Annotated in this window: 19 protein-coding genes; 1 reads left to right on the top strand and 18 read right to left on the bottom strand. The window is 75.7% G+C overall.

What is annotated here, in order from left to right; translation table 11 throughout:
* Positions 1-58: 58 nt before the first annotated feature.
* The 12 genes from FA014_RS10955 to FA014_RS10900 form a co-directional block, all read right to left on the bottom strand.
* Complete coding sequence (locus FA014_RS10955; RefSeq protein ID WP_154729717.1) at positions 59-1,588, bottom strand: YifB family Mg chelatase-like AAA ATPase; 1,530 nt, start codon at positions 1,586-1,588, stop codon at positions 59-61.
* Positions 1,588-1,950 carry a YraN family protein gene (locus FA014_RS10950; protein WP_154729716.1) on the bottom strand — a complete coding sequence of 121 codons (363 nt, stop codon included), beginning with the start codon at positions 1,948-1,950 and terminating at the stop codon, positions 1,588-1,590. Before FA014_RS10950 ends, FA014_RS10955 begins: the two co-directional genes overlap by 1 nt.
* Before the next feature lie 161 nt (positions 1,951-2,111).
* Positions 2,112-2,435 carry a DUF2469 domain-containing protein gene (locus tag FA014_RS10945; protein WP_147793871.1) on the bottom strand — a complete coding sequence of 108 codons (324 nt, stop codon included), beginning with the start codon at positions 2,433-2,435 and terminating at the stop codon, positions 2,112-2,114.
* A 90-nt stretch (positions 2,436-2,525) separates the two neighbouring features.
* Positions 2,526-3,317, bottom strand: a complete 792-nt coding sequence (locus tag FA014_RS10940) for a ribonuclease HII (protein WP_230323065.1) — start codon at positions 3,315-3,317, stop codon at positions 2,526-2,528.
* A complete protein-coding gene (gene lepB / locus FA014_RS10935; protein ID WP_230323064.1) occupies positions 3,314-4,045 on the bottom strand; it encodes a signal peptidase I in 732 nt (243 codons plus the stop codon). Before lepB ends, FA014_RS10940 begins: the two co-directional genes overlap by 4 nt.
* 131 nt (positions 4,046-4,176) lie before the next feature.
* Positions 4,177-4,545, bottom strand: a complete 369-nt coding sequence (gene rplS, locus FA014_RS10930; protein WP_154729715.1) for a 50S ribosomal protein L19 — start codon at positions 4,543-4,545, stop codon at positions 4,177-4,179.
* 194 nt (positions 4,546-4,739) lie between these two features.
* Positions 4,740-5,543 carry a tRNA (guanosine(37)-N1)-methyltransferase TrmD gene (trmD, locus tag FA014_RS10925; protein WP_154729714.1) on the bottom strand — a complete coding sequence of 268 codons (804 nt, stop codon included), beginning with the start codon at positions 5,541-5,543 and terminating at the stop codon, positions 4,740-4,742.
* Between the two features lies 1 nt (position 5,544).
* Positions 5,545-6,138 (bottom strand): ribosome maturation factor RimM, encoded by a 594-nt coding sequence (rimM, locus tag FA014_RS10920; protein WP_154729713.1) that lies wholly within the window; start codon positions 6,136-6,138, stop codon positions 5,545-5,547.
* A 133-nt stretch (positions 6,139-6,271) separates the two neighbouring features.
* Entirely contained in the window at positions 6,272-6,511 is a 240-nt protein-coding gene (locus tag FA014_RS10915) for an RNA-binding protein (RefSeq protein WP_154729712.1), read from the bottom strand.
* Entirely contained in the window at positions 6,511-6,942 is a 432-nt protein-coding gene (gene rpsP / locus FA014_RS10910; protein WP_154729711.1) for a 30S ribosomal protein S16, read from the bottom strand. The genes FA014_RS10915 and rpsP overlap by 1 nt, the downstream gene beginning before the upstream one ends.
* Before the next feature lie 191 nt (positions 6,943-7,133).
* On the bottom strand, positions 7,134-7,406 hold the full coding sequence (locus tag FA014_RS10905; RefSeq protein WP_154729710.1) for a hypothetical protein: 273 nt from the start codon (positions 7,404-7,406) through the stop codon (positions 7,134-7,136).
* Complete coding sequence (locus FA014_RS10900; protein ID WP_154729709.1) at positions 7,403-8,005, bottom strand: hypothetical protein; 603 nt, start codon at positions 8,003-8,005, stop codon at positions 7,403-7,405. The genes FA014_RS10905 and FA014_RS10900 overlap by 4 nt, the downstream gene beginning before the upstream one ends.
* Before the next feature lie 228 nt (positions 8,006-8,233).
* Between FA014_RS10900 and FA014_RS10895 the strand changes: the two genes are divergently transcribed.
* Entirely contained in the window at positions 8,234-9,067 is an 834-nt protein-coding gene (locus tag FA014_RS10895) for an alpha/beta fold hydrolase (protein WP_154729708.1), read from the top strand.
* Between the two features lie 57 nt (positions 9,068-9,124).
* Here the strand turns inward: FA014_RS10895 and FA014_RS10890 are convergent, their stop codons facing one another.
* The 6 genes from FA014_RS10890 to ftsY form a co-directional block, all read right to left on the bottom strand.
* A complete protein-coding gene (locus FA014_RS10890) occupies positions 9,125-10,213 on the bottom strand; it encodes an amidohydrolase family protein (protein WP_230323063.1) in 1,089 nt (362 codons plus the stop codon).
* Positions 10,214-10,248: 35 nt separating this feature from the next.
* A complete protein-coding gene (gene ffh, locus FA014_RS10885; protein WP_154729707.1) occupies positions 10,249-11,850 on the bottom strand; it encodes a signal recognition particle protein in 1,602 nt (533 codons plus the stop codon).
* Positions 11,851-11,877: 27 nt separating this feature from the next.
* The gene (locus tag FA014_RS10880; RefSeq protein WP_154729706.1) at positions 11,878-13,674 is read right to left on the bottom strand and encodes a [protein-PII] uridylyltransferase; all 1,797 of its coding nucleotides are present in this window, start codon (positions 13,672-13,674) and stop codon (positions 11,878-11,880) included.
* A gap of 19 nt (positions 13,675-13,693) precedes the next feature.
* Positions 13,694-14,035 (bottom strand): P-II family nitrogen regulator, encoded by a 342-nt coding sequence (locus FA014_RS10875; protein WP_154729705.1) that lies wholly within the window; start codon positions 14,033-14,035, stop codon positions 13,694-13,696.
* Positions 14,032-15,339 carry an ammonium transporter gene (locus FA014_RS10870; protein ID WP_154729704.1) on the bottom strand — a complete coding sequence of 436 codons (1,308 nt, stop codon included), beginning with the start codon at positions 15,337-15,339 and terminating at the stop codon, positions 14,032-14,034. The genes FA014_RS10875 and FA014_RS10870 overlap by 4 nt, the downstream gene beginning before the upstream one ends.
* Positions 15,340-15,540: 201 nt before the next feature.
* On the bottom strand, positions 15,541-16,536 hold a 996-nt coding region (gene ftsY, locus FA014_RS10865; RefSeq protein ID WP_154729703.1), incomplete at its 5' end, for a signal recognition particle-docking protein FtsY.

Raw genomic sequence — 16,536 nt, 5'->3', positions numbered from 1 at the left:
GCCCCGCCGCCGGCCCCGCCGCGTGCCACCCCCGCGCCCGGCGCCCCTCCGACGGCGCTCACGACGCCTGCCCCCGGGTCCGCAGCGCGACGGCGCGCCCCACGTCCCCCGGCGCGGGCCCGGTCCGTCCGGCGAGGTCGGCGACGGTCCACGCCAGCCGCAGCACCCGATCCGCCCCGCGCAGGGTGAGCGTCCCCCGGTCCACCCCCTCGTCGACCAGCGTGAGCAGGCGCCGGTCGGCGCCGAGCCGGTCGCGGAGCACCCGACCCGGCACCTCGCCGTTGACCCGCCACGGCGTGCCCGCCCACCGCTCCGCCTGGGCGGCGCGTGCGGCGGCGACCCGCGCGGCGACGGTGGTGGTGCTCTCGGCGGGGTCGCCGAGCTCGGCGCGGCGGACGGCGGGCACCTCGACCTGGACGTCGACGCGGTCGAGCAGCGGTCCGGAGATCTTGCCGAAGTACCGCCGTCGCGCGAGCGACCCGCAGGTGCAGGCGAGCCCGGTGCCGATGGCCCGCCCGCAGGGGCAGGGGTTGGCGGCGAGGACGAGCTGGAACCGCGCGGGGTACCGGGCGGCGCCGGCGGACCGGTGCACCACGACCTCGCCGTGCTCGAGCGGCTGGCGCAGGGTCTGCAGGACGGCGGTCGGGAACTCGGGCGCCTCGTCGAGGAAGAGCACGCCCCGGTGCGCCCGGGAGGCCGCACCGGGGCGCGGCTGGCCCGAGCCGCCCCCGACGATGCTGGCGGGCGTGGCGGTGTGGTGCGGGTCCTCGTAGGGCGGGCGACGCAGCAGGCCGCCGGCGGGGTCGAAGGTGCCGGCGACGGAGTGCACGGCGGTGACCTCGACGGCCTCGGCCTCGTCGAGGTCGGGCAGCAGACCGGGGAGCCGGGACGCGAGCATGGTCTTGCCGGCGCCGGGCGGTCCGACGAGCAGCAGGTGGTGCCCGCCGGCGGCGGCGACCTCGACGGCGCCGCGCGCCTCGCCCTGCCCGAGGACGTCCGCCAGGTCCCCGGGCGGAGCGCGGTGGGCGCCGAGCGCGCGCACGGGCGGGACGGCGGGCTCGTCCGGGACGACGACGGACCCGCCGTAGCGGTGGACGACCTGCGCGAGACTGCGGCAGCCGACGACGCGCGCGCCGGGCACGAGGGCGGCCTCCGGCGCGTCGGCCTCCGGCACGACGACGTCCGGGTGCCCCGCGGCCACGGCCGCGGCGACGGCGGGCAGGACGCCCCGCACGGGGCGCAGCCGCCCGTCGAGCCCGAGCTCCCCCAGGTGGACCACGCCCGCGGCGCGCCGGCCCTCCAGGAGCTCCGCCGCGGCCAGGACGGCGACCGCGATCGCGAGGTCGAACCCCGGGCCGGACTTCGGCAGCGCGGCGGGCGAGAGGTTGACGGTGATCCGCCGGTTGGGCCAGGTGAGGCCGGTGGAGCCGACGGCGGCGCGCACCCGGTCGCGCGCCTCGGCGAGCGAGGTGTCGGGCAGCCCGACGAGCACGAAGGCGGGCAGGGCGGACGCGAGGTGCGCCTCGACCTCGACGAGGTGCCCCGAGAGCCCGACGAGCCCCACGGCCCGTGTCCGTCCGAGCGCCATCAGCCGATCTCCGCCAGGTGCTCGGCGTGCGGGGGTCGGCCCGCGCGCAGCTCGACCGCCACGAGGTCCAGCCGGATCGACCGGGCGTGGACGTCGTGCGCGGCCAGCCAGGCGGCCAGCAGCGCCCGCAGGCGCCGCACCTTGCGCGGCGTCACCGCCTCGTGCGGGGTGCCGTAGGTCGCGGTGCGGCGGGTCTTGACCTCGACGCCCACCACGGCGTCCTCACCGGGGTCGTACACGACGAGGTCCAGCTCGCCGCCCGGGCCGTACCAGTTCCGGTCGAGGACGGTGCAGCCCTCGTTCTCCAGGAGCCGGGCCGCCAGGTCCTCGCCCAGCCGGCCGGTCTCGTTCCGCGTGCGCATCGGCACCACCTCCGGCACCGAGGCTGCCGGGGCGCGCCGCCGCCCAGCGCCCGGCCCGGCGCGCGCCTGGGGACGAGGCACACGACCCGTCCTGTGGAGGACTCGGCGCCCGCCCAGGAGGCGGCCGTCGTCCGCGGGCGACGCGCGGCGCCCCGGCGCGCCTACCGCCCGAAGCCGCCGCCCGAGCCGAGGTCCAGGTCCGCCTTGACCAGCTCCTCGACGTTGACGTCCTTGAACGTCACGACGCGCACGGACTTCACGAACCGCGCGGACCGGTACACGTCCCAGACCCACGCGTCGGCCAGCGTCAGCTCGAAGTACACCTCGCCCGCGGCGGAACGGACCTGCAGGTCCACGTGGTTCGCCAGGTAGAACCGGCGCTCGGTCTCGACGACGTACGAGAACAGGCCCACGGCGTCGCGGTACTCGCGGTAGAGCGCGAGCTCCATCTCGGTCTCGTAGTTCTCCAGGTCCTCGGCACTCACCGGGCCATCATCCCCCATCCGGGCGCGACAGCCGCACCGACGCACCCCCGGCCGCCCCGGACCGCCAGGTACCGGGTGGCCGCCTCGCGCTCAGCCCGCGACGTCGAGCGTCAGCGGCTCGCCGGGCAGCGCGACGTCCCCGAGCGGCCCGGGCGCGCCCGGGGACGGGGTGCCCGCGCCCGTGGCGGCCGCCACCCCCGGCAGCCGCCACGACGTCCGGTGGTGCGGCGTGGGGCCCAGCCGGCGCAGCGCCGCCAGGTGCTCGGGCGCCGAGTAGCCCTTGTTCTCGGCCCAGCCGTACTCCGGGTGGTCGTCGTGCAGCCGGGTCATGATCGCGTCCCGCTCGGTCTTGGCGAGGATGCTCGCGGCGGCGACGGCGGCGCACCGCAGGTCCGCCTTGACGATCGTCCGCACCGGGGGCACGACGTCGAGCACCGTCGGCGGGCCGAGCAGCGTGTCCTGCGCGGGGGTGGTCACGTAGTCGTGGTTGCCGTCGAGCAGCAGCGCGCCCGGCGCGACCTCGAGCCCGGCGATGGCCCGGTGCGCGGCGAGCCGCAGGGCGGCGATGATGCCGTAGGCGTCGATCTCCGCGGGCTCGGCGTGCCCGACGGACCAGCACGCGGCCCAGCGCCGGATGAGCGGGGCGAGGCGCTCGCGCTCGGGGGCGCTGAGCAGCTTACTGTCCCGGACGCCCTGCGGCACCGCGCGGCTCTCGGCGGTCACGACGACGACGCCGACGGTGACGGGCCCGCTGAGGCTGCCGCGCCCGACCTCGTCGGCGCAGGCGAGCGCCGGGACGCCGTCCCGGATGATCTGGCGCTCGACCCGCAGCGTGGGCGCGGCCCGGTTCCAGGCGGTGCGCGCGCGGCCGGCGGCGGTCACGACGGGTCGGGGACGTCCGCGAACACGTCCCCGGGGTTGCGGAGCAGGCCGATCCGGTCGACGGGCCAGAGCGTGACGAACGCGGTGCCCACCACGTCGTCGATCGGCACGGAGCCGCCGCCCGCGTCGCCGAGGTGGTAGCGCGAGTCCGCGGACTGCTGCCGGTTGTCGCCCATGACCCAGACCGAGCCGGAGGGCACGACGACGTCGAACGCGAGCTGGCTGGGGCTGGCGCCCGGGGCCAGGTACTCGGTCTCGTCGACCGGGACGCCGTTGACGGTGACCGGCGAGCCGTCGCCGGTGGCGGCCACCCGGTCGCCGGGGAGGCCGATGACGCGCTTGATGAGGTGGTCCTCGGACTGCTGCGGCATGAGGCCGATCGCGATGAGCGCGTCCTGGAACGCGTTGGTCTCCGGGACGACCTGCTGGTCGAGCCAGCCGCCGGGGTCGGAGAAGACGACGATGTCCCCGCGGTGGATGTCGAGCGGGCCCGGGGCCAGCTTGCTCACGAGCACCCGGTCGCCCTCGATCAGGGTGTCGTGCATCGACGCGCTCGGGATGAAGAACGCCTGGGCGAGGAAGGTCTTCACCAGCCAGGACAGCACGATGGCGCTGACCAGGATGATCGCCGTCTCCCGCAGGAACGAGGTGACCGGCCCGCGCCGTCGCCCCGCGACCCCGCCGGCGTGCGCCTCGTGGCTGGCGGGTGCTGCGTCCTGGTCCGTCACCGGATCACTCTCCCACGTCGTCGGAGCCGTCGCCCACACCCACGCGCCGGTGGGCACAGGACCTGCGCGAGACGGCCGACGGGCGGCCACCCCGGCGTGGGGTGGCCGCCCGTCCGGCGTGCTGCGGGGTCTCAGGCCTGCTTGGCCGGGACCGCGTCGCGCTTCTCCTTGATCTTGGCCTTCTTGCCGCGGAGGTTGCGCAGGTAGTACAGCTTCGCGCGGCGGACGTCACCGCGGGTGGCGACCTCGATGGACTCCAGGGTCGGGGAGTGCACCGGGAAGGTGCGCTCGACGCCGACGCCGAAGGAGACCTTGCGGACCGTGAAGGTCTCGCGGACGCCGTCGCCCTGGCGGGCGATGACGACGCCCTGGAAGACCTGGACGCGGGAGCGGTTGCCCTCGACGACCTTGACGTTCACCTTCAGCGTGTCGCCGGGGCGGAAGTCCGGGACGTCGGTGCGGAGCGAAGCCGCGTCGATCGAGTCGAGGATGTGGGACATCGTGTGTCGCTTTCCCGCCGTGCCACAGGTCACGCGCGTCGTCGTCGGCGCCTGGGGCGCCGGATGGCATGAGGTGCGGTGCGCGGCCGATCGCTCGGCGGGGCCGTGGTCGCCTCCCCTGTGGCAGAGGCGGGCCGTCGGGCACCGACCGACCAGTCTGCCACAGCCGGGGCCCCGCGGTCGAAACCGGGTGGCTACTCCCCCGCGCCGCCCGCGTCCGCGCCCGTAGGCACGGGCCCGTCCGTGCCGACGACCCAGCCCAGGTCGGCCAGCACCGCGCGGTCGGCCTTGTCGAGCTCGCCGGGCGCCAGGCGCGCGAGGAGGTCCGGGCGGCGTTCCGCGGTGCGCGCCAGCGCCTGGTCGCGACGCCAGCGCTCCACGCGGCCGTGGTGCCCGGACAGCAGCACCTCCGGGACGTCGAGGTCCCGCCAGGCCGGCGGCTTGGTGTACACGGGGTACTCGAGCAGGCCGGCGGCGCCGTGCGACTCCTCCACCAGCGAGTGCGGGTTGCCGACGACGCCGGGCAGCAGCCGCACGACCGCCTCGACCAGCACCATCGCGGCGACCTCGCCGCCGTTGAGCACGTAGTCGCCGATGGAGTACTCGCTCACCCGGACGCCGGGCCGGGAGGCGTAGTGCGCGGCGACCCGCACGTCGATGCCCTCGTACCGCCCGCAGGCGACGACGAGGTGGTCGTCGGCGGCCCACCGCTCCGCGTGCCGCTGGGTGAACGGCGCGCCGGACGGGGTCGGGAGCAGCAGGTGGCTGCCCTCGCCGACCAGGTCGTCGAGCGCCGCGCCCCACACGTCGGGCTTCATCACCATGCCCGCGCCGCCGCCGAACGGGGTGTCGTCGACGGTGCGGTGGCGGTCGGTCGTCCAGTCGCGCAGGTCGTGCACCCGCAGGTCGACGAGGCCGCTGGTGCGGGCCTTGCCCACGAGCGACAGGCCGAGCGGGCTCAGGTAGTCCGGGAAGATCGAGACGATGTCGATGCGCACGTCAGTCGTCGTCCCCGGCCGCGGTCGCCCCGTCGGCGGCCTCGCCCCGCGTCTCGTCGCTCACGACGAGGTTCGCCGCGTCCGACGCCAGCAGGCCGCCCGGCGGGTCCAGCACGACGCGGCCGCCGGGGACGTCGACGACCGGCACGATCGCCCGGACGAACGGCACGAGCGTGCGGGCGCCGTCCGGCTCCCGCAGCACCAGCGCGTCGTGGGCCGGCAGGTGCTCGAGGCCCACGACCTCGCCGAGCACGCGGCCGTCGACGTGCTCGGCCCGCAGGCCGGCGAGCTCGTGGGGGTACCAGGCGTCCTCGTCGTCGTCCGCGCCGGCGTGCTCGTCGGCGACGTCCACCAGCAGGTCGACCCCGCGCAGCGCCTCGGCCGCGCTCCGGTCCGGCGCCTCGGCGAACGTCACGTACCAGCGTCCCTGCTGCTCGCGGGTCCGCACCACGGTGAGCGGGCCGCGCCCGGCGGGCTCGGTGGGCAGCACGGTGCCGACCGCGAGCCGCGCGGCGGGGTCGTCGGTGCGCACGTCGAGCGCGACCTCGCCGCGCAGGCCGTGCGCGCGGCCGATCCGGGCGACCGTCAGCTGCATGGGGTTCCTCTCGGGGGGTCCGGCTCCGGGCCGGACCAGCGTACGGCGGGCACGACGCAGGCCCGGCCCCTGCTCGGGACCGGGCCTGTGCCGGTGTCTCACCGGGCGGCGCGAGGCCGACCGGGTGCGCGGCTCACCGCCGGGCGACGTCCACGACGTCCACGCGGACCGGACCCTCGGCCGACAGCGCGCCGACGACGGTGCGCAGCGCGCGGGCGGTCCGGCCGCCGCGGCCGATGACCCGCCCGAGGTCGTCCGGGTGCACCCGGACCTCGAGCAGGTCGCCGCGGCGGAGCGTGCGGGCGTCGACCCGCACGTCGTCCGGGTGGTCGACGATGCCCCGGACCAGGTGCTCCAGCGCGTCGGCGAGCATCAGGCCTGCTCGTCCTCGGCCGGCGCCTCGTCGGCGGCCGGGGCCTCGGGGGCGGCGGCCTTCTTCTCGGACGCCTTGGCCTTGGCCTTCTCGGCGTCCGCGGCGACGGCGTCGACAGCGGCCTTCACGTCGGCCGGGGCGGCCTTGGTGCGCAGGGTGCCCTCGGCGCCCGGCAGGCCCTTGAACTTCTGCCAGTCGCCGGTGACCTTGAGGAGGGCGAGGACCTGCTCGGTCGGCTGGGCGCCGACGGACAGCCAGTACTGCGCACGCTCCGAGGAGATGTCGATGAGCGACGGCTCCTCGGTCGGGTGGTACTTGCCGATCTCCTCGATGACGCGACCGTCACGCTTGGTGCGGGAGTCCGCGACGACGACGCGGTAGTACGGCGCCCGGATCTTGCCGAGACGCTTGAGGCGGATCTTGGTGGCCACGGTGTGGTCTTCTCCTGGATGTCTGCGGGGCGGCCGTCGGGTCCGCACGTGGGGCATGCGGTCCGTTCGGGCCTGAGGACACGGCATCGAGCGGGTAGAGGGGCCGCGCGCGCCGAGTACAGCAGGCCATTGTGCCAGACCGGAACCGGTGCGGGCGACCCCGGCCGCACCGGCTCCGTGTCGCCCTCGGGTCACTCCTGCTCGGTCCGGTCGACCCCGTGGCGCGACCCCGTGCGGTTCGTCTCCCGCAGGCCGTAGGCGCCGGCGACGAGGGTCGCGCCGGCGACGAACCCGGCCGTGAGGAGCGGTGACACCAGGGACGCGGCGATCCGGGGGACGTGGACGCCGTTCGCCCAGATCAGCTCGCTGACGATCACCTGCGCCGCGGCGGAACCCAGGAGGACGACCAGCCCGGTCCGGAGCATGCGGAGCCAGGGCGAGGTCGGCCGCCGGACGAGGGTCACGACGACCAGTCCACGGTGACCCCCGACGGCGGCGACATCGACTTCACCCGCACCGAGGGGTTCGAGAGGATGTTGCCCCACGGCACACCGAAGTTGTAGTGCGATGAACCGCACACCCCGAGCCCGTACCACGTCCGGACCCCTTGGGAGTTGAATCCACGACCCTGCGCGCAGGCCTTCGCCGAAACGGTCATCGGCACCCACCAGGAATAGCCGCGCACATATCCGGGCGACCCGAAGACCGCCACACCGCACGTGCTCTCCGCGCCCCACGAGCCGAGGCCGGAACCGGTGGCCCTGCCACCGCAGTCCGCGCGCGCCCCGGCGATCCGCGCGACCACGTCCGGAGCCTGCCCCTCGACCGGCGTCCCGTCCGGGTAGACGATCGGCGAGCCCGGCACGAAGCCGTCGTCGATGACGACCTGCGACTGCTGGACCGCCTCCGGCAGCTGCTCGATCACCGTGCGCGGCACGTCCGGGTTCGCCACGGACACCGGGAGCTCGCGCCACCCGGGCGACCGCTCGTCGCCGACGAGGGCGGACGCGGCAGCGCCGGGCGCGACGCCCATCGCGGCGACCAGAGAGGCAGCAACGATCACGAAATGACGGGACCTTCTCACGACTCCTCCTCGAACCGATCAGAGGCCCCCACCCGAGCCGCCGCCCCGTCGGCTCGCAATGAAATTACTGCGTCGCGAGCGGCCTGGTCAACGCCATTGTGTCCACATTCGCAAAAGGCACTTTTCCGGCACGTACCCGCGCCCGACGCGCAGGCTCACCCGCGCCGGGTGCGTCGCCCGGGGGCGGGCGCTGCCACGATCGGCGGCATGGTCGGGGTCGACTGGGAGCTGCGCGCGGCGGACGTGGCGGGCCGCCCGGTGACGGTGCGGGTCGGCCCGGACGTGCCCGGGTCGACGCCGCTGGTGCACGTGCACGGTTTCGCGGTGTCCGGCCGGTACCTGCTCCCGACCGCCGTGGCCCTCGCCGACCGCGGCACGACCTACGTCCCCGACCTCCCGGGCCACGGCGCCAGCCCGGGTCCCCGGCCGCCGCTGTCGATCCCGCACCTCGCGGACGCGCTGCTCGGCACGCTCGACGCGCTGGGTCTGGACCGGGTGGTGCTGGTGGGCAACTCGATGGGCGGGCCGGTCAGCCTGGAGGCGGCGCACCGGGCGCCGGACCGGATCGCGGGCATCGTGCTCGCCTCCCCCGCCGGCGGCGCGCACAACCAGCCGCTGGCCCGCGCCGTCGTGCAGCTGCTGCGGGACACCGTCCACGAGGACCCGAGGATGGGCCGGTACTCGCTGCCGGACTACGCGCGCTACGGGCCGGTCGCGGCGCTGGCGGCCTTCCGGCAGATGGTGCGGTTCCCGTCGCTGGAGCGGCTGCTCCGCACGCCGGTGCCCACCCTCGCGGTGATCGGGTCGCGCGACCCGCTGATGCCGCCGCCCTACCGGGTCCGCGAGCTGGCCCACCTGGGCCCGGAGCACCTCACGGTGGCGGTGATCCTCGGGGCGGCGCACGCGATGAACTACAGCCACCCGGAGGAGCTGGCGCACGCGGTGCGGTGCTGGCTCGACGGGCAGGCGATCACCGACGAGCCCGCCGCCCACGCGCGGACCCGGGTGCTCCAGGTCGCCCGGGGCGCCACGCCCGCCTGACGCCCCGACCCGGCCCGGCCCCGGGCTGCGCCCGACCCCAGGGCCCCCGGTCCCGGGCTACGCCACCCGCGCCCCGCGCAGCACCACGACCCGCGGCGCCGCGAGCACCCGCACGTCCGCCCGCGGGTCCGCGTCGTACACGACGAGGTCCGCGCTCTCCCCCTCGTCGAGCCCCGGCACCCCGAGCCACGCGCGGGTCCGCCAGGACGCGGCGGCGACCACCTCGCGCGCCGGGAGCCCGGCGGCGACCAGCTCGGCCGCCTCGTCGGCGATCCGGCCGTGCCCGATCGTGCCGCCGGCGTCGGTGCCGACGAGCAGGGGCACGCCCGCGTCGTGCAGGTCCCGGACGTGGGCGTACCGCCGGGCGTGCATCCGCCGCATCCGCGCCGCGTACACCGGGTACCTCTCGGCCCGCGAGGCGATCTCCCCGAACTGCGCCACCTGCAGCAGGGTCGCCGTCACCGGGATGCCGGCCGCCGCGATCCGGGCGATGTGCCGGTCCTCGGCGCCGGTGGCGTGCTCGAGGCAGTCGACGCCCGCGTCCAGCAGCCCGTCCAGCGCCTCGGCGGAGAAGGTGTGCGCCGTCACCCGCGCCCCCGCCTCGTGCGCGGCGCGCACCGCGGTCGCGAGCACGTCGTCGGGCCACAGCGGCCGCAGGTCGCCGTCGGCCCCGAGGTCCCGGTCGATCCAGTCGGCGACGAGCTTGACCCAGCCGTCACCCCGGGCGGCCTCCTCGGCCACGGCACCCGGCAGCTCGGCGGGCGCCGCGAGCTCCCGCCCGTAGTGCCGCAGGTACCGCTTGGGCAGCGCGAGGTGCCGCCCGGCGCGGATCAGCCGCGGCAGGTCCTCGCGCTGGTGCACCCACCCGGTGTCGGCGGGCGACCCCGCGTCGCGCACCAGCAGCACGCCGGAGTCGCGGTCGGCCCGGGCCTGCGCCTCGGACGTCGCCCGGTCGACCGCGCCCTCGGCGGCGAGCCCGATGTGGCAGTGCACGTCGACCAGGCCGGGCAGGACCCAGCCGTCGACCGCCGTCGCGTCGCCGCCCGGCCGGTCGAACGTCAGGCGCCCGCCGACGACCCACGCCTCGCCGACGACCCGGTCGTCGTCCAGGACGACCGGGCCGGTCAGGTGCAGCACGTCCCCCACCCACGCCCCCTCGCGCGATGCCGGATCGGCCGCCGTCAGCGGCCGAGGAACTTCTGCAGGTCCTCGATGCTCGACGGGTCGAACGGGTCCTGCTGCTGCGGCGCGCCGCCGCCGATGCCGAACGCGGAGCCCTTGGCGGGCGCGGCGGCCGGCGCGATGCCCGCGGCGCGGTCGGCGGCGGCCTTCTCCTGCTGCGCGCGCTTGGCGGGGTTGCCGGACTTGCCCTTGGCCTTCTTGGACGGCGCCACGCGACCGCGGCCCTTCTTGCCCATGCCCGGCAGGTTGCCCATGCCGGGGACGGGCATGCCGCCGCCCTTGGCCATCTGCTGCATCATCTTCTGCGCCGCGGCGAACCGCTCGAGCAGGCCGTTGACGTCGGAGACCTCGACGCCGGAGCCGCGCGCGATCCGGGAGCGGCGGGACCCGTTGATGATCTTCGGGTTGTCCCGCTCGGCCGGGGTCATGGAGCGGATGATCGCCTCGACCCGGTCGACCTCGCGCTCGTCGAAGTTCTCGATGGCCTCGCGCATCTGCCCCATGCCGGGGAGCATGCCGAGCATCTTCTTCATCGAGCCCATGTTCTTCAGCTGCTGCATCTGCTGCAGGAAGTCCGCGAGCGTGAAGCCCTGGCCGGAGGCGAGCTTGCCCGCCATCTCCTCGGCCTGCTCGGCGTCGAACGCCTTCTCGGCCTGCTCGATGAGGGTGAGCACGTCACCCATGTCGAGGATGCGGGACGCCATCCGGTCGGGGTGGAACACCTCGAAGTCGGTGAGCTTCTCACCGGTGGAGGCGAACAGGATGGGCCGGCCGGTGACCGACGCCACCGACAGCGCCGCACCACCGCGGGCGTCGCCGTCGAGCTTGGACAGCACGACGCCGGTGAAGCCGACGCCCTCCTGGAACGCGGTCGCGGTGGCGACGGCGTCCTGGCCGATCATCGCGTCGATGACGAACAGGATCTCGTCGGGGTCGACCGCGTCGCGGATGTCCGCCGCCTGCCGCATGAGCTCGGCGTCCACGCCGAGGCGGCCGGCGGTGTCGACGATCAGCACGTCGTGCTGGCGGGCCCGCGCGGTCGCGAGGCCCTCGCGGGCGACGGCGACCGGGTCGGCGCCGGCGACGACGTCGAGCTCGGAGCCCTGGTTGCCCGGGTGCGGGGCGAACACGGGGACGCCGGCGCGCTCGCCGACGACCTGGAGCTGGGTGACGGCGTTGGGGCGCTGCAGGTCGGCGGCCACCAGCAGGGGCGTGTGGCCCTGAGACTTCAGGTGCAGCGCGAGCTTGCCCGCGAGCGTGGTCTTGCCCGCGCCCTGGAGGCCCGCGAGCAGGATGACGCTCGGCGGGTTCTTCGCCAGGTGCAGCGGCCGGTTCTGGCCGCCGAGGATCGACACCAGCTCGTCGTTGACGATCTTGACGACCTGCTGCGCCGGGTTCAGGGCGCCGGAGACCTCGGACGACAGCGCCCGCTCCCGCACGGCGCCGGTGAACTGGCGCACCACGGGCACGGCGACGTCGGCGTCCAGCAGGGCGCGGCGGATCTCGCGCACGGTGGCGTCGATGTCCGCCTCGGACAGCCGCCCCTTGGAGCGCAGGTTCTTGAAGGTCGACGTCAGTCGGTCGGACAGGGTGGCGAACACCGCGCGATCCTCACGCTCTCTCGGCGGTCAGGGACGTCCCAGGGTACCCGCCAGCCGGGCCGACGCCCGCGCCACGAGGTCGTCGACGAGCTGCGCCCGCCACGCGGTCCACGCCGTCGGCCCGGCGGACGACGCGTCGGCCTCGGTGAGCGCCCGCAGCAGCGCCAGCAGGTCCGGCCGGTGGTCGACGGCGGCGAGCAGGGTGTCGACGGTCGCGGGGTCGTCGGGGTCGGACCCCGTCGCGAGCTCGGACAGCGTCAGGTGCTCGGCGACCAGCCGCGCGACGTCGGCGGCGTCCTCCGCCGGGAACCCCATCCGCGCGACGACCGGCCCGGCCAGGCGCGCCCCCTCGACCGAGTGGTCCCCGGCGCCGGCCCGCTTCCCGATGTCGTGCAGCAGCGCCGCGACGAGCAGCACCTCCGGCCGGTCGACGGTCCGGCGCAGCCCCGCGGCCCGGGCCGCGGCCTCGACCAGGTGCCGGTCGACGGTGTGCCGGTGGATCGGCGAGCGCTGCGGGCGGTTCCGCACCCCCGCCCACTCCGGGATCCAGGTCGTGACCACCCCGGCGAGGTCGAGCGCCTCCCAGACGGGCACCTGCGCCGGGCCCGTCGCCAGCAGCTGGACCAGCAGCGTCCGCGCGGCCCGCGGCCACGGCGCCGGCAGCGCGGGCGTGCGCTCCAGGCTGGTCACGGTGATGGGCGACAGCGTCAGCCCGGTGCGCGCGGCGGTCGCGGCGGCGCGCAGGGACAGCAGCGGGTCGCTGCCCGGCTGCGCGTCGGCGGCGAGCACCAGCTCGCCGTCGTGCTCGACCAGGCCCTCCGCGACGGTGCGCAGCCGCGGCGGGGTGCGCCGCCCGCGCACCAGCACCGGGCGGCGCGCCGGGCGGGCGAGCGCCTGCCGGGCGTTGCGGGCGGTGCTGTCCAGCGCGTAGGAGACGACGCGGCCGGCCTCGGCCAGGCTCGCCAGCAGGTCGTCCCGGTCGCCCACGCCCAGCAGCTCGGCGACCTCGTCCTGGTCGGCGAGGATCAGCCGGTTGGTGTGCCGGCGGCTGACGGTCTGCACGGCGTCCCGGACGTCGAGCAGGTGCGCGTGCGCGCGGTCGACCGCGCCGTGCGGCCGGTCGGTGAGCCAGGTGGCGGCGAGCGCGGACAGCACGACCGCGTCCCGGATGCCGCCGCGGGCCTCCTTGAGGTCCGGCTCGATCAGGTACGCGAGCTCGCCGTGCCGCTCGGCGCGCTGCCGGGTGGACGCCAGCAGCTCGGGCAGCCGCCGGCGCGCCGCGGACCGCCAGTCGGCGAGCAGCGCGGAGCGGGCCCGGTGCACGATCCCGGGGTCGCCGGCGACGGGTCGCAGGTCGAGCAGGCCGACCGCGGCCGGCAGGTCCTTCGACGCGACCTGCCGGCACTGCGCCAACGACCGCACCGAGTGGTCGAGGTCCAGCCCCGCGTCCCACACCGGGTACCAGAGCCGGTCCGCGAGCCGGGCGAGCTCCTCCGCGGAGTGGCCCCGCCCGTCGTGGACCAGCAGCAGGTCGAGGTCGCTGGCCGGGCTGGCGTCGCCGCGGCCCACGCTGCCGACCGCGCCCAGGCCGATGCCCGGCGTCTCCCGGCCCTCGGTCGCGGTCTCCCACAGCTCGGCCAGGCGGCGGAGCACCAGGTCGGACACCGCCTGCCGGCGCCCGGCCCCGTCGCTGTCCGGGCCGGACAGCCGGGCCGCGAGGTCGAGCCGCTCGACCCTGAGGTCCCGCACCCCCGCGCTCGGGGGGTGCGGGACCTCAGGGGTCTCGCCGCCGGCCGTGCCCCCTGACGACCGTTCGTCGATCATGCGCGGGCGGACCGCCCGGTCACAGGGCCTCGGGCCCGTGCTCGCCGGTGCGGACCCGGGCGACGTCCTCGACCGGGACGACCCAGACCTTGCCGTCGCCGATCTTGCCGGTCTGCGCGGCCTTCACGATCACCTCGACCACGCCCGGGGTGTCCTCGTCCGTGACGAGCACGTCGATCTTCACCTTCGGGACCAGGTCCACCGTGTACTCGGCGCCCCGGTAGACCTCGGTGTGGCCGCGCTGCCGGCCGTAGCCGCTGGCCTCGCTCACCGTCAGGCCGCGGACGCCCGCGGCCTCCAGGGCCGACTTCACGTCGTCGAGCCGATGCGGCTGGATGACCGCGGTCACGAGCTTCGTCATGCCTTCACCTCCGTCACGACGCGGGCCCCGCCCAGCGTCTCGTAACCCGTCTCACCGTGCACGGCCAGGTCGATGCCGCCGACCTCGGCCTCCTCGCTGACCCGCCAGCCCATCGTGGCCTTGAGGATCAGCCCGATGACCGCGGTCACCGAGCCGGAGAAGATCAGCGCCAGCAGGGCGATGACCACCTGGACCACCAGCAGCTTCACGCCGTCGCCCAGGAACAGGCCACCCTCGGCGGCCAGGAAGCCGATGCCGATGGTGCCGACGAGGCCGCCGACCAGGTGGACGCCGACCACGTCGAGCGAGTCGTCGAAGCCGAACCGGTACTTCAGGCCGACCGCGAGGGCGCAGAGCGCACCCGCGACGAGACCCAGGATGATCGAGGTCACCGGCCGCAGGGCACCCGCGGCGGGGGTGATCGCGACCAGGCCCGCGACGACACCCGACGCGGCGCCGAGCGAGGTGGCGTGGCCGTCGCGGATCTTCTCCGTGATGAGCCAGCCGATCATCGCGGCGGCGGTGGCGGCGGTGGTGTTGACCCACGCGAGGCCCGCGGTGCCGTCGGCGGTGAACGCCGAGCCCGCGTTGAAGCCGAACCAGCCGAACCACAGCAGGGCGGCACCGAGCATCACGAACGGCAGGTTGTGCGGGCGCATCGGCTCCTTGCCGAAGCCGCGGCGCCGGCCCACGATCAGCGCGAGCACCAGGCCCGCGATACCGGCGTTGATGTGCACGACGGTGCCACCGGCGAAGTCGATCGGCGCGACCGTGGCCGCCCCGTCGGTGGTGCCGAACAGCAGCGCGGCGACACCGTTCTCCGCGCCGGACAGCGCGCCGCCGCCCCAGACCATGTGCGCCAGCGGGAAGTAGCTGAACGTCGCGAACAGGGCGGTGAAGGCCACCCAGGTGCCGAACTTCACGCGGTCCGCGATGGCGCCGCTGACCAGGGCGACCGTGATGATCGCGAAGGTCACCTGGAACGCCACGCCGACGATGACCGGCACGCCGTACCCGTCGATCAGGTAATCGCCGTTGTCGTCCCAGATCGCGCCCGAGAGCCCGAACTGGTCGAACGGGTTGCCGAAGATCCCCGCCACGTCCGAGCCGTAGGACATCGACCAGCCCCAGAACACGTACACGACGACCACGACCGCGATGCTGATGAACGACATCATCATCATGTTGAGCACGGACTTGCCGCGCACCATGCCGCCGTAGAAGAACGCCAGTCCCGGCGTCATGAGCAGCACCAGGGACGCTGACATCAGCATCCAGGCTGTCGCTCCGGTGTCCAGATCCATGTGGAACGCCTCTCCCCTCGCCGGCCGGTCTGCCGGATCGGGGACCACATTCCTGGTCGGGGGTTTCGCGACGGCGCCGCCGGTGTTACACCGGTGTGACGAGGGGCAGACCTGCGTCAACATCGTGTTACGGGAGGGCCCGCGTCTCAGCGGGCGGGACGCGGGCCGGTCGGCGGTGGGCGGCGGGGCGCCCCCCGGGCGTCAGCCCAGGATGCCGTCCACGAACTCCTCGGGGTCGAACGGCGCGAGGTCGTCCGGGCCCTCGCCGAGGCCGACGAGCTTCACCGGCACCCCGAGCTCGCGCTGCACGGCGACCACGATGCCGCCCTTGGCGGTGCCGTCGAGCTTGGTGAGCACGATGCCGGTGACGCCGGCCACCTCGGCGAACACCCGCGCCTGGTTCATGCCGTTCTGGCCCGTGGTCGCGTCGAGGACCAGCAGCACCTCGGACAGCGGCGCGGTGCGCGTGATGACGCGGGTGATCTTGCCGAGCTCGTCCATCAGGCCGGCCTTGTTCTGCAGGCGCCCGGCGGTGTCGACCAGGACCACGTCGACGCCCTCGGCGGTGCCCTCGCGGACGGCCTCGAACGCGACCGACGCCGGGTCGGCGCCGTCCCGGTCGGAGCGGACGGTGCGCACGCCGACGCGCGAGCCCCAGGTCTCGAGCTGGTCGGCGGCGGCGGCGCGGAACGTGTCCGCCGCCCCCAGCAGGACCGTGCGGCCGTCGGCCACCAGCACGCGCGACAGCTTGCCGACCGTGGTGGTCTTGCCGGTGCCGTTCACCCCGACGACCAGCACGACGGCCGGGACGGTGACGCCGTCCTCGCCGGTCTGCGGGGCGGTGCGCAGCGAGCGGTCGAGCGCCGGGTCGACGAGCGCGAGCAGCTGCTCCCGCAGCAGCGCACGCACCTGGGCGGGGTCCTTGAGGCCCTGGACGCGGGCCTGGGTGCGGATCGCCTCGACGAGGTCCTGCGACGGCCCGGCGCCGACGTCGGCGAGGAGCAGCGTCTCCTCCAGCTCGTCCCAGTCGTCCTCGGTGAGGTGGTCGCGGGACAGCACCTGGAGCATGCGGGCACCGAGCGGCGAGCCGGAGCGCGCCAGCCGGTCGCGCAGCCGGGTCAGCCGGCCGGCGGTCGGGGCGGGGACCTCGAGCGCGGGGGCGGTCGCGGCGTCCTCGGGCGCGGGGGCCCCGGGCGC

The organism is Cellulomonas hominis, from assembly GCF_005239125.1.
In the GTDB taxonomy this organism is placed as follows: domain Bacteria; phylum Actinomycetota; class Actinomycetes; order Actinomycetales; family Cellulomonadaceae; genus Cellulomonas; species Cellulomonas hominis_A.
The sequence above is the reverse complement of the archived record's forward strand: the minus strand, read 5'-3'. Positions and strand labels throughout refer to the sequence as shown.

Bases quoted from the DNA above. Each gene is read 5' to 3' on its own strand.
- FA014_RS10955 (WP_154729717.1), bottom strand. From the start codon at position 1,588: ATGGCGCTCGGACGGACACGGGCCGTGGGGCTCGTCGGGCTCTCGGGG.
- FA014_RS10950 (WP_154729716.1), bottom strand. From the start codon at position 1,950: ATGCGCACGCGGAACGAGACCGGCCGGCTGGGCGAGGACCTGGCGGCC.
- rplS (WP_154729715.1), bottom strand. From the start codon at position 4,545: ATGTCCCACATCCTCGACTCGATCGACGCGGCTTCGCTCCGCACCGAC.
- rimM (WP_154729713.1), bottom strand. From the start codon at position 6,138: ATGCAGCTGACGGTCGCCCGGATCGGCCGCGCGCACGGCCTGCGCGGC.
- FA014_RS10915 (WP_154729712.1), bottom strand. From the start codon at position 6,511: ATGCTCGCCGACGCGCTGGAGCACCTGGTCCGGGGCATCGTCGACCAC.
- FA014_RS10895 (WP_154729708.1), top strand. From the start codon at position 8,234: ATGGTCGGGGTCGACTGGGAGCTGCGCGCGGCGGACGTGGCGGGCCGC.
- FA014_RS10880 (WP_154729706.1), bottom strand. From the start codon at position 13,674: ATGATCGACGAACGGTCGTCAGGGGGCACGGCCGGCGGCGAGACCCCT.
- FA014_RS10875 (WP_154729705.1), bottom strand. From the start codon at position 14,035: ATGACGAAGCTCGTGACCGCGGTCATCCAGCCGCATCGGCTCGACGAC.
- FA014_RS10870 (WP_154729704.1), bottom strand. From the start codon at position 15,339: ATGGATCTGGACACCGGAGCGACAGCCTGGATGCTGATGTCAGCGTCC.